We start from the raw sequence: 16,675 nt of genomic DNA on the forward strand, positions 1-16,675 counted from the left end.
TGATAATAAATGAAAAAAAACTGTTGGAAATGATTAACATATCAATCCAACAGTTTTCATTTTTAGATTTAACTTATGCGCTTTGGCTTATTTGTTCCTGTTCTTTTTTTCGTGAAACTAAGTAACCACTTACCGCTATACCAACGAGAACTACCCAAAATATAAGTTTCCACACAAGTGATTCGGGAAAATGTTTATCTAATATATGCACACTTGGGTGTGCCAATGTAAATACTGCTAATTTTACTCCAACCCAACCAACTATTAAAAATGCTGCAGTTTCAAGGGTAGGATATTTTTGTAATAAATTCACAAACCATTTAGCCGCAAAACGTATGATAACTAAACCAATAATTCCACCAAGAAGCATGACTAAAAACTGTCCACCATCAATGCCGCCTATTTTTGTCCAGCCAGTTGGTCTCAACGTTACCGCTAAAGCTACAGCGGCTAACATTGAATCGATTGCAAAGGCTATATCCGCCAGCTCCACTTTTAAAACAGTCATCCAGAAAGAAGGTTCTTTCTTTTTCTCCTTATTTTTGATGTTTGTTTTACCAGTTTTGTGCTTTAAAATATGGTGTATCGCAATATAAAGCAAATATACTGCTCCTATTGCTTGAATTTGCCATACATTTACTAATAATGAAATTAAGAATAATGCTGTAAATCGAAACACAAATGCTCCAAGCAGACCGTAAAACAATGCTTTTTTTTGCTTTTTTTCCGGTAAATGTTTAACCATTACGGCCATAACGACCGCATTATCTGCTGCAAGGATTCCTTCCAGCCCAATTAAAATTAGTAATACCCATCCATATTCTAGTAGCATTGAAAAGTCCATATAAGATTTCTCCCCTTTTTAATTTTTGAAGATAATTGACGAAACCCTATACAGACAAAAAGACCTCTGCCTAATATAGGCAAAGGTCTTGCTAGACATCGTTCATGCCAACAAAGCCGATGGACTTAAAATCCATGTAATGACGACTTTGTTTTAAATGTTTAAGTCACAAATAAATGCTTTCGTGTCTTAAAACATTTAACGCTACTCCCCTTTGACATTCGTCAAAAGCTATTTAATTTATATTTCAAGTATAAAGGAGTTAGCGCAAATATACAACTATAAATTTTTCACATAGTTAATAGTCTTCCTTTTTCGACAATAAAATGATATAGCGAATGATAAAACCTATGAATAAACCAGGAATCAAGAAAATCATTGGTAGAAAGATGGGACCAAAAAAAATACTTTTCACCTTTACTATCGGTGAATACATTAGTCCGATCGTTACAAAATAAGCACCAAATGCAAATGGGAGATAATCATATTTTTTTGGTTTTTCCCGTGCAGCCTTATAGGCATCCCACATTGCAAACATATACAAACAAGGGTAAAACATTAACCATTGATAATCAATTATGTTGGCTGCTTCAGTTGTTTTCCCTAAAAAACTTAGCATAATACCTTTATTAAAATGACTGTTAACATTTATTATAAATTCAAGTCCTACAAATAATAACCCTTTGATATAGGAGCCGGATAAAAGTTGAGAAAATCCTGGTAAAGCAACACTCCACAGAATAGCTTCTAATGGTTCGTTTTTCTTCATAATTCTTAGGAAAATTCAGTAGTTTTTGTATCATTAAGCAAAGGGGTAAATTCCTCGTCCATCTCATAGGTTGTCATATTGTCAGGAAAGCTGTCGCTTAAATAGCCAATCCAAAAACTTGAAAAATCCAACTCTCTCCAGTCATTATTTTCCATATTCATTTCCTCCTATTCATAACCATATAATTACCAAATAGCGAATATTTATTCTTATACCGAGAAACAAATAAAGAAAATAATATCTGATTATGTAAAGTTGTTGGTTAGTGATGATTTAATGATCAAGTAATCCATATTTTTTTTTGAATCGTAGGAGTATTTTAATCCACGCTTTACCGAAAACGGCAAGAAAAAAAACATTCGATACAGCATGAGCTAGATCAAAATAAAAACTTGTTCCAAAGGAAGCAAGTATATGTGAAATTGTAATTTGTTCAATATTACCCATAAAAATCCATATATTCATAACCCATCCAAATAATATTCCCGAAATAAAACCAAATATATACCTACCAATTGACCATTTCATAAATTTTGTGTGACGTAGTAAGCCCGCTGCTAGTCCAATCATTCCCCATGAATACATTTGCCATGGTGTCCAAGGACCTTGGCCAAGAAAAAGATTTGATACTAGTGCAGCTAATGCACCGACAACAAAACCACTTTCTGCACCTAAGGCTAAACCCGTAATAATAATGACAAATGTCGTTGGCTGAACACTAGGAATGGACGCGAATGGAACTCTTGATACAGCAGCTATCGCTGAAAGTACAGCAAGTAAGACAAGCTCTCTTCCCGATATTTTTCTTCTTTCAAATCGAATAACAAATGGTAGAAACGTTAGAATAACGAATAAGACGCTAGCTAGCATATAATGATGTTGAATAAAAAGAGTTATCAAAATAAGCATGACGGTAAGAATAATCGCGGAGCTCATTAATATTACTTGATGACGCGCCATTTTGTCCTTGCCTCCTCCACCGTCAAAACATTTGGTGCACTGCTTCCCCTGATCATTCGATTAACTGTTGTCGTATAAAAAGTATTTCCAGAAAAAAAACTATGCACAGGTGCCGTTACAGTTATGTTTCCTTGGAATAGCATTGCACATCTCGTTGCATACTGTGCGGCAAATTCTATATCATGTGTTATTAACACAATCGTAACCCCTGATTTCCTTAAACGAATCAATAACTCACCAAATCGCTTTTTTGCTTCAGGATCTAAACCTTTTGTCGGTTCGTCGATGAGCAGAATTTTTGGATCAGGCAGCAATACTCCAGCAAGTGCTGCTTTTTGTAATTCTCCACCGCTTAAATCATATGGGTGTCTACTTGCTAGGCTAGATAATTGAAACCATTCAAGAAGTTCCTTCGCCCTCGTTTTTCCCTCATTTAGTTGATGATGTATAATAATTTCATCAAGTTCAGCTTCCACTGTATCATGTAAAAAAAATAACTTAGGATTTTGCGGTAAATACCCAATTTCTAATGGGTCATGTTTTTTTATTTTCTTCCCTTTATAAAGAATTGACCCTCTTTGAGGTCTTTCTATTCCTGCCATGATTTTTAAAAGGGTTGATTTTCCTGTCCCGTTTGCACCAACAATCGCGAGTGCCTCTCCCTCAAAAACAGAAAGTGACGAGCAATCTAGTATTTTTCGTTGTTCCTTCGTATATTGAAAATCAATATTTTTCAATTGCAGCAAAAGCGTGCCTTCTCTAATGTCTTCTTTACTTTCTGTAGATACCTCTTCAATTTCAAGTTTTTTTAGCCATACCTTTCCTTCTTTAACTGTAAGCGGAAGCTCTCCATTTTGTATATTTAATGAATGCTCCAAATATAAAATAGCAGGGCTAGGTAAGTATGAGTAGAGATTATTTTCAGCATTCTTACCAATCTGCAGTGTAACATTGCGGGGTGTGCTATCATAAATAACATTCCCTCGGTCGATTATAATCGCTCGATCGGCCAATGCAAATAATTCTTCCAAGCGATGTTCGGCAATAATAACGGTAATTCCAAATTCCTCGTTCATACGATGAAGCATTCCAATAAATTCCTTAGCTGCAACTGGATCTAATTGTGCTGTTGGTTCGTCTAGCAATAATACCCTTGGCTCTAATAGTAGGATAGAAGCTAAATTGACAAGTTGTTTTTGACCTCCTGAAAGCTCATATGTCTTTTTCTCCAACAAATCATCTAGACCAAAAAAGTGAATCATTTCAGCTACTTTTTTTCTCATATATTCAGTTGAAAAGCCCATATTTTCCATTCCAAATATTAGCTCTTCCATCACCTGATCCATCACTAATTGATTTTCTGGGTCTTGAAAGACTATGCCGAGCTCTTTTGCCGCTACTTCTGAATCTAACTTAAAAATTGGTTGGTCATTATAGTAAATATCCCCAGAAAACCTCCCATGGGGAGAAACTTCCTTTTTTAATAAACGCAGGAGGGTCGATTTTCCGCTTCCAGATGCTCCGCATAAGACAATAAAATCGCCTTCATTGACGCAAAATGACACATTGTCCAATGCAGGATGAGGCTCATCCGGATAATGAAAACTTACATTTTTCGATTCCAATAATGCCATATAAATGCCTCCCTACCTTCTATAATAAGTGGAAATCCGATGTATATCACAAATATTAAAAGAAAGAACCACTCCCTGCCGATTAAACCGATAGTTTCCAAAATCGGATTAATCGCAAGCACATTATCACCTAGATACCATCCATAAATTGATACACTCCCCAATAAGGTAATATATCCTAAAGCCAGCCAATCCTTTTGACGCATTTGATACGGGGTGTAGCGACTTCTTTTTTTTATCCCATACCCTCTCGCAGTCATTGAATCAGCTGTTTGGATTGCTTCTTCCAATGACCAAGTTAACAAAATTTGAACAAGCTGAATGCCACTTTTTGCACGCAATTTTAAAGGACCTTCTGTAACTGATAAACCTTTTCCTTTTTGAACCTGCTGAATTTCCTTCAATCTTCGATTTAACAAAGGAACGAATCGCATGGCTAACATAGCTAGTAATGCCCATTGAGGTAACCACTTTGAAAATAAAAAAAGAAATTTATTCGCAGTAATTACGAGATTATAAGAAGCGAATAATATCATTAAGCATAATAGCGAAAGTGAAAAAATAACCCCTTGAATAATTGCTTCAAGCATGATTGGATTTTGTCCAAGATAAAATAAGATATGTGTTCCACGATGATTAATAAGAGGATTTATGATTAAAAAGAACAATGAAACGAAGAGTAACATCCGCCACCATTGCCTTATTGCCTTTCCTTTATCCAAACTAATGTTTACACCAACTAGAATAATTGCTCCAATAAATAAAAACACTGGATGCTTTGAAAGCATAACCAGTGCCGCTGCCCCGATGTAGTAAAGAAAACATACAAAAGGATGAAACGATCGGAATCCTCTATTATTTTTTACTATAGTCTGTCGTATATATCCACTCAATTCGATCACCATTCTTTACAGTTACTGCTCCAACACTACGATCTAATAATACGCCATTCTTTTTAACTGTCCAACCGCTCATAGGTCCTAAATCAAATTCAAAAAGGTTCGCTATCCCTTGAACATAGGCGGTCGCCCCACTTCCGGTCACACTTATAGGAATTCCCTTTTCTTTGAGGATATTTCTCGTTACAACAAGTAATGTATCTCCCTTATTTATAGCTACTTTTGTTTGCGAAAGAATCGTTCCTGTTTTTTTATCCCCTCTAACACTTATCAGTACACTTGATTGTGGGTTTGTTACTTTTTTCGAATGATTGTTTTGCTGTTTTGCTGTTTCTTTTGACTGAGTCGTTTGTTTTTGATTCTCTTCTTTCGTTTCTTTACTTTTTTTGACTGTTACAGATTGCTTTTTTTCTGTATTTATCGTTCTCTTTTCGGTCGATGTTTGACTATTATTTGTATTTTTATCTTTATTTGTATTCGTATCGTTTTGGCTATTCTCTTTTTCTTCTTTCTTATTGTCACTTTCTTTCAATGTTGTTTTGGAAACAGGTGACTCTTTCTTTTTTTCTATTTCTTTACTGTTATCTTCTTCCTTTGCTATATCATTTTCCTTTGTATTACTTGCAGTAATGTCTGAAGCTTTGCTTCCTTCATTTATAGGTTTAACCTCATCCTTTTGACAACCTGCAATTAAAAAAATGATCAGAGATGTAAGTAACAATATGGCGAAAGATTTCAATATTCTCATTCGTTCCATCTCCTATGTTGATTTTGGATAAGCATAGATAATATACCTGTTCGGTGCATTCCCTATAAAATGAAAAGGATAACACGTTGTAAGGACAAGTTCTTCTTTAGGTGATGTTGAATGGATGATTGTTCGATCTTCTGCATCTACTACCTTTGTCCGGTCCACAATATAGGTGAAAATTTTGCCTTGAAAAGTAACTAGTAGTGAATCTCCTTTTTTTAACTCACCAAAACGTCTAAAAACTGTATCACGATGACCAGAAAGTACAATTTGATCCTTTTTCCCGGGAAGTGCCGATTTAAGAAAATGACCGACTCCCTTTTTAAGTTGTTCGTCAGACGTCCCTTCAATAATTGGAAGCTCAGCATTCAATGCAGGTACATTCAATATCCCTAAAATGTTTTTATCAACAGGCTGTACAGCCCTTTTGATTTCGTTTTTTTTGAGTGGATTTATTTGCGAGAGTTCCTTAGCTTGCTGAAGAGCCACCACTTGAGAGTGTTGGCCCTTCAAAATTTTCCAGCCACTGAAAAACACACATAATAAACCCGCTATTAAAAGAATCAGTGCTGAAATTTTTTTCATTTTTATCATACTCTCTTTTTTCGAGTATTTACATACAACACACTACCCAAAGTAATTAGGATTACACCAAAAATAAGTATATTGTATGAATTTGTCGCCGTATTTGGTAATCGTTCACCTTTACTAGTATTTTCTGTTTGTTGGTTTGAATTTTTCTGTTGATTATCGTTTTGTGTTTTTGGATGATCAGTAGATTTATCAGTAGGATTATTAGACGATTCAATTGTAACAAATTGATAGATCGAACCTTTTCCATCTAAATAATCATTGTAAGCAGTCAACCCTAATAACGCTTGCGCAGTTGCAATCGTATTAGATTCTTTGTCGCTACTAATATGTGCAAAGCCGCCATCTTTTTGTTTAAACGATAATAAATGTTGAACCAGATTCACTCCCGATTTAGTAAACTGTTTTCCATTCGGATCAACTCCGATTGCAGCTAAACCGATAATGACTTGTGATGTTGTTTCACTAGCATCTCCACCATTAACAGAACTGCTAAAACCACCGTTTTTATCTTGATTACTTGAAAGCCATGCCACTGCACTTTCAATAGCAGACTTTACTTTTTCTTGACTTTGATAAGGAGATAAAGCAGCAAGTGTCATGGCAGTAATGTCTACACTCGGACTATTCCCGGCTAAAGACCAGCCACCGTCTTTTAACTGATTTTTTAGTAAGTAATCCACTAGTTTTTCTCTTGTCCATTTAGCATCTTTCGGAATTTTATACTTTCCACTATCTACCGCCAATAATGCATAGACAATCCCATTCGTCCCCTGATTTGTCATCCGTTCATTTTCATAAATCTTTTTAATTAAGTTGTAACCGGCAAAATTAGTTGCGTCTTTGCCAGCAGCTGTGATTCCAATTGCTAATCTTTCATAATCAGTCACATTGCGGAAATTTCCTTCATTATCCTTAATATTGCTTTCGATATTATTCAAATAAGACTCCGGAACAGAGTGACCCGCCTTTTTTAGACCGACAATCTCGAATTCATTGACGCCGCCATTTTTTAATACATAATTAGCTGTGGATTTAAGCAAAGCTTCAATTTGTTTTTTTGAAATACTTGGCTGTGATTCATCTGTTTTTCCACCTGAATTGTTGTTATTATCAGGATTGCCATTATTATCTGGTTTCCCATTATCATCATCTGTATCAGTTGGTGGTTCAGTTCCAACCACATTTAATTGAATGTTATCCCCATCTTTAATTTCATAGGAGGATAGACCAATTTCCATCGTTTTACCGTTAAGTGATGTCGACCAATATTCCCCTTCAGCTAGTTTTGTATTTCCAATATTATTTACATATGCTAAAAAACTAGAATCAATAGAAGATTTTAGATCAATGTTTTTTGTATGGGCTGCAAGTCTTAAAGCAGCATAGGCATTCGTACCTTTAACGACTTCTACTTCTGTTTCTGGTAGAACGTCTTTATTGTTTTTATCTTTAGCAGTTATCTTTGCTTTTATTGTTGCTGCAGGATAACTAACTACTTTTAATAAAAGATCATCGCCATTTTGAACGGTATAACTCGATGCCCCAACCTGTGCTTCACTGCCATTAATATAGAAGCTCCAATAAAGTCCACCATTTTCAAATTTCGGTTCTGAATCACCTATTTTTACAATTTGTTCACCATAATTTGGGTCAATCTTCGTTTGAAAATCTACTTTCTTTTGTTTAGCCAATTCTTTTAATATACTAATCGCTTTTTCATCGTTCTTTAATTTCACTACAGATGTAGAAATTATTGCTTTCCCATCTTCATTTAATACTGTCACCATCGCTGCATTATCTAACGTAGCAGCAGCAACTCTTTGCCCGCCGAATATTGACCACTGTAATGAAAGTAGTAATACTGCAGTCAAAATAGCTAGAATTCGCCTTTGAAAAATCCCTTGTTTCACGTGTTTCCCCCCAATTAAAATAAAATAAAAAACATCTCCTCAGCGGAGATGTGTGGATTGACTGAGGAAAACGAAAATACCCTCAAGTTCAACACCACCCTATCCACGTAGGTTGTTAGGTGCAAAAAATAGGCAGGTCTCCTGGCTCTTGATCAATACTCCTTAAACCCTTCCCATCCTCAGATAGTGGCATTTCTTTAAGGAGCTCCCAATTACAGTGGCGGGACCGCGCCGGAATTTCACCGGACTTCCCTTTTCATGACAGATAGTACAAATAGTTCTATTTCTCTATCTATCAACCTATTTTTCTCACTATTCATTTAATACATATTTCACTATATCTACATATTTAAAGAGTGTCAAGATATCGTGCCCTTTAAAACGTTACGATTTTGCAATCACTTTACTATTCACCGTTAACGTTTTCCCAGTCCATCCAAAGACAATTGTTAACAATGGTGACAGTAAGCAAAAAAAGGAAAATGGCAAATAGTCTATAGTAGAAACCCCGAGCACATTCGTTAAAAATACTCCACACACTCCCCAAGGGATTAATGGATTTACAACTGTTCCCGCATCCTCTAATACTCTTGAAAGATTTTTATTAGCTAGTCCCAAATTTTCAAATGGCTTTTGAAATGCTTCTCCAGTTAGAATAATAGATAAATATTGTTCTCCAATTAAAATATTTACCCCAATAGCTGTAAATGCAGCTGCCATGATGACTGATCCAATTTTGTTTAAAACTTTCGCTAAAGCTTTTAATAAAACTGGAATTATTTCTAAGGTAAACAACAACCCACCCATACTTAAAGCAAGAATTACAAGTGAAACGGTAAACATCATACTATTCATACCGCCTCTCGTTAACAAGCTATCGATTGCTTCATTGCCCGTTTTTGAAACATAGCCATTAAAAAGAATTTGGAAAAGTTCTTGTCCGCTAGGAATATGGTGAAATAACGACAGAATAATTGCAAGTAATGAATTTACTGCTAATGTCAGGAACGCTGATATTTTTTTGTAAGCAAAAATCGCTAGGACAACTACCGGAATGATGCTGTACCAGTGAACTAAATTTGTTCGTAGTAATGCTTCTTGAATGTTAGATAATTTGTTTAAGTTTGCTGTCGATACACTTGGTGAACATACAGCATAAATGATAAAACTAATAATGAATGCTGGTACAGTGGTCCATGCCATATTTCGGATATGCTCAAATAAATCTACGTTCATCATTGTTGATGCAATGTTCGTTGTATCAGATAATGGTGACATTTTATCTCCGAAAAAAGCCCCCGAAACAATGGCCCCTGCTGTTAATGCTAAGGACGCATCAAGTGCAGATGCGATTCCAATAAAGGCAACTCCCAATGTTGCTGAAGTTGTTAACGAACTGCCTATCGCCATTCCAACAATAGCCGTAACAACGAAAACAATGGCATAGAAGTAATGAACAGTCACAATCTTAAAACCAACAAAAACCAAAGTTGGAATCGTCCCACTTAACATCCATGCAGCGATTAAAATTCCAATTAAGAAAAAAAGAAATACAGCGGAGAGACCCGATTTCGCTCCATTTACCATCCCTTCCTCAAGAATTTTAAATGGCACTTTCTTCATAAGCCCATAAGTTATAAGCATTAAAATTGATAACAAAATAGGGATATGTGGTGCAGCAGAATATTTCATTAAACTTATACTCATTAATCCTACAATGATTACGATTAGGATTAATGCTTCTATTATGGATGGTGTATGAGCTTTTTTACGATTAAACATGTTGATAACCTCCTCGATTGTTATAAAAAGAGCCTCTTCATCCCTAAGACAAGGGACGAAGAGGCTCTCCGCGGTACCACCCTAGTTAATGACCGAAATCATTCACTCTTTTATCCAAAATGATTAGCAACGGTGTATTTCATGTCTATTGTTGCCTGAATTTTCAGCTCCCATTCAGTCTCTTCGTACTGCATTCAATAGAATTACTAATGTCCGTTTTTTGGAATATCATTATTAACTTTTACACTTAAACGCTTTTAAGCTTTTATGCAATAAAGCATTTGAATATAATATACCATGAAATTGAAATTAATCAAGAGTAAATTTTGGGGACAGGTTGTTACACCTGTCCCAGTCATTATTCCATTGGATTTGTTAGTTTAATATCAGGGTTTTTATCTTGGAACCATCTAAGTGCAAAATCATTTTCAAATAAGAATAATGGTTTATCGAAACGATCTTTTACTAAAAGGCTTCGTGAGCTAGAAAGTGATTCTTTAACTTGATTCTCATCAATCCAGCGCGGGATTTTCGATCCAATTGGTTCCATAATAACATCAGAATTATATTCATTTTTCATGCGATGAACAAATACTTCAAATTGCAATTGTCCTACAGCACCAAGAATATAATCTTCCATGCGATATGTTTTGTATAACTGGATTGCGCCTTCTTGAACGAGCTGATGAACGCCTTTATGGAAATGTTTTTGTTTCATAACATTTTTTGCAGAAACTTTGACAAAAAGTTCCGGTGTAAACTGTGGAAGCTTTTCATAATTTAATAATTGCTTTCCAGATGTGATTGTATCCCCAATTTGGTAAGTTCCAGTATCATACAACCCGATAATATCTCCACTTACAGCAGTATTTACCGTGCTGCGATCATCTGCAAGAAATTGTGTTGATTGCGATAATTTCATCGATTTACCCGTTCTTGATAAGGTGACATTCATCCCACGGTCAAATTGCCCTGAGCAAATACGTACGAATGCGATACGATCACGGTGAGCAGGATTCATATTCGCTTGAATTTTAAAGACAAAACCCGTGAAATTTTCATCGGCTGGATTAATGACTCCGGCATCTGAATTTCTCGGTTGAGGGGACGGTGCAAATTGAAGATACGTTTCAAGAAATGTTTGGACCCCAAAGTTTGTTAAAGCACTTCCGAAAAATACAGGTGATAATGTACCATTAGCAATCCGTTCATTCGAGAATTCATTGCCTGCTTCATTTAATAATAAGATTTCCTCCAACGCTTGTTCGTAAAGACCAGATTGTTTAATAGGTGAATCCCCATCAATTTCTCCCTCTTCATTAAGTGGTATAAATCGATGATCCTCTTCTACACGAAACTGTTCAATTCGATTATGAAAACGGTCATAAATTCCGAGAAATTCTTTTCCCATTCCGATTGGCCAGTTCATTGGATAGGATTCAATTCCAAGTACTTCTTCCAATTCTGCTAATAGCTCTAAAGGTGTTTTCCCTTGTCTATCCAACTTGTTAATAAAGGTAAAAATTGGAATACCCCTCATCCGGCAAACTTTAAACAATTTCAGTGTTTGCTCTTCTATCCCTTTTGCGGCATCAATAATCATTACTGCACTATCTACCGCCATTAATGTACGATACGTATCTTCACTGAAATCTTGGTGTCCAGGTGTATCAAGTATATTAACTCTTTTTCCATCATATTCAAATTGCATTACGGAAGATGTTACTGAAATTCCCCGTTGCTTTTCAATCTCCATCCAGTCTGAAGTCGCAAATTTACCTGATTTTTTCCCTTTCACCGTACCTGCTGCACGGATTGCACCGCCAAATAAAAGTAATTGCTCAGTTAAGGTCGTTTTCCCGGCATCCGGATGGGAAATAATCGCAAAGGTTCTTCTTGATAAAACCTCGTCTTTCAAAGAAGTCATGTTGTAAAATCCTTTCGTTTGTAGAGTAATATTTATATTCTATTCCCTTGTTTATTTTCACATTGGAATCACCTTTCTACATTTCTCTTGTCCATTGATTGATTCGATGGGCTAAAGCTATTGCATCTTCATCTGCCAATTTTAAACTAAGTGAATTAATTAACTTCCCTAATAACATATCGCCAAAGTCATCATATGTATAAGTTGTAGACCATTCTATAACGGGAATAGCAACAACAAAATATTCATCTTTTTTATTCTCATATATGAATAGGTTCATTTCTTTATCATTGAGTATCGTTTTACGAATTTTCATTTCCCGTCCTCCAGTCACATTATATTATAAGGGAAAAGTGACGGAGAAAAAAACAAATTCGCCAATTTGCAAAAAAAAATAGAAGAAACAAACTACGGTCCCTTCTCCACTTTCTACTTTTCACGGACTTTCACTTTCATTCCTCCGTCCTACCATCATGACTGTAATAACATCAACGTATTCGATGTTATTTCGTTTTCCTGACTCCAATTATGAATGATCCTGTAAATTTCTTTTATATTTTCAGACGAAAAATTATAAAAATCCACTAATTCCACTAAATGGGAAAGTTGTTCAGTTGGGATAATTACTCGTTTTGCATTGAACAAAGAAAGATCTACATCATTTTTTTCTATTATTTCGTTAAGGGCATGGTAAATATCGAAACGATCCACTTGTTGTAATCCGATTAAATTGTGCCATCGAGCCGTTTTCGGTATATAAACGCCATTAAAATAAGCCGGTTCTTCAATTAGACCATCCACTTCTTTACTGCAAATGCCTCTTAACAAAAAATCTTCTCTTATCGCCCGTCTTTCTTTTTCAAACAGATCATTAATTATTTTTAATACAAGTAAATCTTCAACGAAAAATAAATGTTTTCCTTGTGTTATTTCTTTGCATTTGGAAAGAAGCTGTTCAAATGGAATAGACATAAAACTCCCCCTTTCAGCTATATAAAAGAACCTTAATTTATCCGACAAAAATTAAGGTTCTAAAAAACTTATAGTGAGACGATTTCTGATTGTACATAGGCGAATAATAATTGCTCGGTGTTGCTGATAGATGATTCATGTGTGCGTTCAAATGCGTGTGATGATTCAATTCCTGGTCCAACAAGACCATGGACAATATCAAATCCGGCACGAATCGCGGCTGAAGCATCAGATCCATAGAAAGGATAAATATCTACTTTATATTCAATATTGTTCTCCTTCGCTAAGTTGACAAGATGTTTTCGCAATCCATAATGATAAGGACCGCTAGAATCCTTTGCACAGATAGAAACTGTATATTCATCAGAGGATTGGCCATCACCAAGTGCACCCATGTCAACTGCTAAATATTCAACGGTTTCCGGCGTAATATTCGAATTTCCCCCATAACCGATTTCTTCATTATTAGAAATGAGAAAATGTGTCGTGTACGGCAGTTCAACATTGTTCTCTTTAATGAATTTGATCAGTCGTAAAAGAATGGCGGTACTTGCTTTATCATCAAGATGTCGAGATTTAATGTATCCTGATTCTGTAATCTCCACACGCGGTTCAAATGAAACAAAGTCTCCTTCTTCAATACCAAGATTACGTACATCATATTCATTTAGTACTTTTTCATCAATACGAACTTCAATATTATCTTCATTGCGTTCGGCTTTTCCAGCATCTTTATACACATGAACCGATTGCTGATGCATAAGAATCGTTCCTGTATACACTTTTCCTGAAGAAGTTTCGATCTTACAATATTCCCCTTCGACCGAATTCCAGCGAAAACCGCCGATCATCGTTAACTTTAATCGGCCATTTGCCTTTACTTCTTTCACCATTGCACCTAATGTATCTACGTGTGCAGTTAACATACGATGCTGCTTTGTGTTTTTCCCTGGCAATGTGACAATAAGTCCGCCTTTTCGATTTCTGTACATTTCCACATTTGTTTCCTTTAAATACTGCTCACAAAAGTCAATCACTTTTTTTGTATTTCCTGATGGACTTGGAATCGAAACAAGTTGTTTAATTAACTCCATTGTTTCTTTAGCATTACCATATGTATTCATGAAAGATCTCTCCTATTTTAAATTTTCTCCTTCTATTATATTAGAATATTTTGAAATACAATAGTCATACGCATTATTTTTTCGAAGCTCATGTATAATCATTTATGAGGAGGAATGTACAAATGGAAGAACATCGTTTTCATTTAACAGCAAATTGGACAGGTGGAAGAAATAGTGTTGGTGAAATAAATGCCGGTAATTTAAACACACAAATTTCGATTCCGCCTGAAATGGATGGTCCGGGAATTGGAACAAACCCAGATGAAATGCTCCTTGGAGCAGCAGCAACATGCTATATTATTACACTTGCAGCAATGTTAGAAAGACGAAACATTCCTGTTGCTAGTTTAACCCAACATTCAGAAGGAATTGTGGAAGTTGATAAAGGGGTTATTACATATAAAAAAATCATTCATCGTCCAAATGTCGTCTTGAAAAAAGAATATCCAATGGATCAAATAGAAAAAGTGAAGCAGCTGGCAGAACGGGCGGAAAAAAGTTGTATGATTTCAAGAGCCATTCAAGGTAATGTTGAAATTGAATTAGAAGCAATTGTCGTAATCGAAAACTAAACGGATATAATGAAACAGATACTTTTCTATTCTAAAAATCTTTCCTTTGGAAAAACTATTGGTTAAACAAAGAAGGAGGATTGATTAGATGAAAAAGAATCAAAAGCCGTCTATTGCACCAGGGATGGACGATGCAGAAGAATTAGATAGGGATGCTACCCCCGAGGAAATTGAAAAAGGGGAATACACGAATGTAACAACTTTTTCTTGGGATGAAGTAGATCCGAGCTAAAAATTTATGACAGCTTCTAGCTGTCATTTTTTTATCCAATAAAATGACTGTTCTCAGCTAAAAGTGTAAAATGGGGATAATTCATATTTTATGCAAGGAGAGAAATTACATGAGATTTGCAACAATTGGAACCAATTGGATTACTTCAACTTTTATTGAATCTGCCCGTAAATCTGGGAAACTTACGTTGAAAGCCGTCTACTCGAGGTCTATCGATAAAGCAAAAGACTTCGCAGCAAAACATTCAGTTCCACTTTATTTTAACGATATTACGGAATTAGCAAAACATCCAGAAATTGATATCGTCTACATCGCCTCACCAAATTCATTGCATTTTGACCATGCAAAACTCTTATTAGAAAATAATAAACATGTGATTTGTGAAAAACCAATTTTTTCAAATATTAAAGAGTTTACAGAAGCTTATACAATTGCTAATAATCACGGAGTTTATTTATTTGAAGCTATTCGGAACATTCATACCCCGAACATAAACCAATTAGTGAAACAATTACCCAAAATCGGTACGATACGAAGCGCTTTACTTCATTATGTTCAGTATTCATCTCGCTATGATGCGTTTTTAGATGGGGATACTCCTAATGTTTTTTCAACTGAATTTTCTGGCGGGGCATTGGTTGATTTAGGGGTTTATCCACTTTCTGTTGCTATTAAACTTTTTGGAAAGCCTGTAACGTACTCCTACCATCCAACTATTCTTCGAAGTGGTGTGGATGGGAACGGAACACTCATCCTCCAATATAATGAATTTGTTTGTACAATCATTTGTTCTAAGATTTCTCACTCATATATTCCTAGCGAGATTCATGGTGAAACAGGGACAATCATTATGAATAGTGCAACACCTACAAGTTTGGAGTTAATAAATAATAAAACGAAAGAAAGAGAGTCTATTAGTGTAAACCAAGAAGATTTAGATATGGTTTATGAAATCGATGCTTTTACCAATATTATCGAGAATAATGATCATCATGCCTATATGAAACTAATTCAATTTAGTGAGACAATTCTATCCATTACAGAAACAGTTAGAAAGCAAAATAATATTATCTTTCAAACGGATAAGTAACTATTTTTTCATAGAATCCAGGAAACGAATAGGAATAATGCTACCTTCGCGTTTTATGGATTTTGTGACACTCCTAAATTCCACTGGAATTTTAGACCCATATTTCATTTTCCCCTTCACTTATGGTACATAGTTACTATATAATGATTATGACTATATACTTAGGAGGCGAAGAATAGGATGATACGAGAAGAGGAACACTTACTATTTATTAAAGAACTTGGTCGCCTTTTTGAAGACTTCAATCATTGTAAATGTGAAGAAATCCGAAAAGATATTCTTAAGGATATTCAATTGCTAAGTAATGTAATAAATCCTGATCATGAACTTTCATTTCGCTCAATTGTCTAGATTTTTACACATTAAAAATAATTATTCATCTTCTGAAACTCTAATGTATACTACACTCCTTTTTAAATTCTAAGTGAAATATAGCTTATTCAATAGGAATTTGATACTATTTGATTATCTTATTTTGGGGGAACTCAAATGAAAAAAATAGCTCTAGCGTCTTTCACAACTATCGTTATTCTTATGCTAATCTTTATTATCGTGATGGAGCTTTACCCTTTTTCCTAAAAAACGTATACATAACCGTAAATGGCTGCTTAGGGC

18 protein-coding genes and 2 riboswitches are annotated in these 16,675 nt (G+C 35.2%); of the genes, 4 read left to right on the forward strand and 14 right to left on the reverse strand.

The genetic code is table 11. From position 1 onward, the window contains the following. Positions 1-73 precede the first annotated feature (73 nt). The 14 genes from I5776_RS13790 to I5776_RS13855 form a co-directional block, all read right to left on the reverse strand. Positions 74-844 carry a TerC family protein gene (locus I5776_RS13790; RefSeq protein ID WP_202776966.1) on the reverse strand — a complete coding sequence of 257 codons (771 nt, stop codon included), beginning with the start codon at positions 842-844 and terminating at the stop codon, positions 74-76. Positions 845-871: 27 nt separating this feature from the next. Then, positions 872-1,069: riboswitch (yybP-ykoY riboswitch) on the reverse strand. Positions 1,070-1,142: 73 nt separating this feature from the next. Next, complete coding sequence (locus I5776_RS13795; protein ID WP_202776967.1) at positions 1,143-1,613, reverse strand: hypothetical protein; 471 nt, start codon at positions 1,611-1,613, stop codon at positions 1,143-1,145. 5 nt (positions 1,614-1,618) lie between these two features. Then, complete coding sequence (locus I5776_RS13800) at positions 1,619-1,768, reverse strand: hypothetical protein (RefSeq protein ID WP_202776968.1); 150 nt, start codon at positions 1,766-1,768, stop codon at positions 1,619-1,621. Positions 1,769-1,886: 118 nt separating this feature from the next. Next, on the reverse strand, positions 1,887-2,573 hold the full coding sequence (locus I5776_RS13805; protein WP_202776969.1) for an ECF transporter S component: 687 nt from the start codon (positions 2,571-2,573) through the stop codon (positions 1,887-1,889). Further along, the gene (locus I5776_RS13810) at positions 2,555-4,207 is read right to left on the reverse strand and encodes an ABC transporter ATP-binding protein (protein WP_202776970.1); all 1,653 of its coding nucleotides are present in this window, start codon (positions 4,205-4,207) and stop codon (positions 2,555-2,557) included. The genes I5776_RS13805 and I5776_RS13810 overlap by 19 nt, the downstream gene beginning before the upstream one ends. Continuing rightward, positions 4,180-5,112 carry an energy-coupling factor transporter transmembrane component T gene (locus I5776_RS13815; protein ID WP_202776971.1) on the reverse strand — a complete coding sequence of 311 codons (933 nt, stop codon included), beginning with the start codon at positions 5,110-5,112 and terminating at the stop codon, positions 4,180-4,182. Before I5776_RS13815 ends, I5776_RS13810 begins: the two co-directional genes overlap by 28 nt. Beyond that, entirely contained in the window at positions 5,063-5,854 is a 792-nt protein-coding gene (locus tag I5776_RS13820; protein WP_202776972.1) for a DUF4430 domain-containing protein, read from the reverse strand. Before I5776_RS13820 ends, I5776_RS13815 begins: the two co-directional genes overlap by 50 nt. Positions 5,855-5,866: 12 nt before the next feature. After that, complete coding sequence (locus tag I5776_RS13825; protein ID WP_246483791.1) at positions 5,867-6,442, reverse strand: class D sortase; 576 nt, start codon at positions 6,440-6,442, stop codon at positions 5,867-5,869. A 5-nt stretch (positions 6,443-6,447) separates the two neighbouring features. Continuing rightward, positions 6,448-8,361, reverse strand: a complete 1,914-nt coding sequence (locus tag I5776_RS13830) for a DUF4430 domain-containing protein (RefSeq protein WP_202776974.1) — start codon at positions 8,359-8,361, stop codon at positions 6,448-6,450. Positions 8,362-8,475: 114 nt separating this feature from the next. Beyond that, positions 8,476-8,680: riboswitch (cobalamin riboswitch) on the reverse strand. A gap of 65 nt (positions 8,681-8,745) precedes the next feature. Then, on the reverse strand, positions 8,746-10,143 hold the full coding sequence (gene nhaC / locus I5776_RS13835; RefSeq protein ID WP_202776975.1) for a Na+/H+ antiporter NhaC: 1,398 nt from the start codon (positions 10,141-10,143) through the stop codon (positions 8,746-8,748). Positions 10,144-10,501: 358 nt separating this feature from the next. Next, positions 10,502-12,070, reverse strand: a complete 1,569-nt coding sequence (locus I5776_RS13840; protein ID WP_202776976.1) for a peptide chain release factor 3 — start codon at positions 12,068-12,070, stop codon at positions 10,502-10,504. A 76-nt stretch (positions 12,071-12,146) separates the two neighbouring features. Beyond that, positions 12,147-12,386 carry a YueH family protein gene (locus tag I5776_RS13845; RefSeq protein WP_202776977.1) on the reverse strand — a complete coding sequence of 80 codons (240 nt, stop codon included), beginning with the start codon at positions 12,384-12,386 and terminating at the stop codon, positions 12,147-12,149. Positions 12,387-12,541: 155 nt separating this feature from the next. Beyond that, the gene (locus I5776_RS13850; protein WP_202776978.1) at positions 12,542-13,042 is read right to left on the reverse strand and encodes a type I restriction-modification system subunit M N-terminal domain-containing protein; all 501 of its coding nucleotides are present in this window, start codon (positions 13,040-13,042) and stop codon (positions 12,542-12,544) included. A 68-nt stretch (positions 13,043-13,110) separates the two neighbouring features. Then, positions 13,111-14,166 (reverse strand): M42 family metallopeptidase, encoded by a 1,056-nt coding sequence (locus I5776_RS13855; RefSeq protein WP_202776979.1) that lies wholly within the window; start codon positions 14,164-14,166, stop codon positions 13,111-13,113. A gap of 122 nt (positions 14,167-14,288) precedes the next feature. Between I5776_RS13855 and I5776_RS13860 the strand changes: the two genes are divergently transcribed. From I5776_RS13860 to I5776_RS13875, 4 genes are all read left to right on the forward strand, one after another. Then, the gene (locus I5776_RS13860) at positions 14,289-14,738 is read left to right on the forward strand and encodes an OsmC family protein (RefSeq protein ID WP_202776980.1); all 450 of its coding nucleotides are present in this window, start codon (positions 14,289-14,291) and stop codon (positions 14,736-14,738) included. A gap of 88 nt (positions 14,739-14,826) precedes the next feature. Continuing rightward, complete coding sequence (locus I5776_RS13865; protein ID WP_201030040.1) at positions 14,827-14,970, forward strand: hypothetical protein; 144 nt, start codon at positions 14,827-14,829, stop codon at positions 14,968-14,970. A gap of 109 nt (positions 14,971-15,079) precedes the next feature. Beyond that, positions 15,080-16,060, forward strand: a complete 981-nt coding sequence (locus I5776_RS13870; RefSeq protein WP_202776981.1) for a Gfo/Idh/MocA family protein — start codon at positions 15,080-15,082, stop codon at positions 16,058-16,060. A gap of 180 nt (positions 16,061-16,240) precedes the next feature. Next, positions 16,241-16,411, forward strand: a complete 171-nt coding sequence (locus tag I5776_RS13875) for a hypothetical protein (RefSeq protein ID WP_202776982.1) — start codon at positions 16,241-16,243, stop codon at positions 16,409-16,411. The last annotated feature ends 264 nt before the right edge of the window (positions 16,412-16,675 follow it).

It is taken from the genome of Heyndrickxia vini (genome assembly GCF_016772275.1).
Classification (GTDB): Bacteria; Bacillota; Bacilli; order Bacillales; family Bacillaceae_C; genus Heyndrickxia; species Heyndrickxia vini.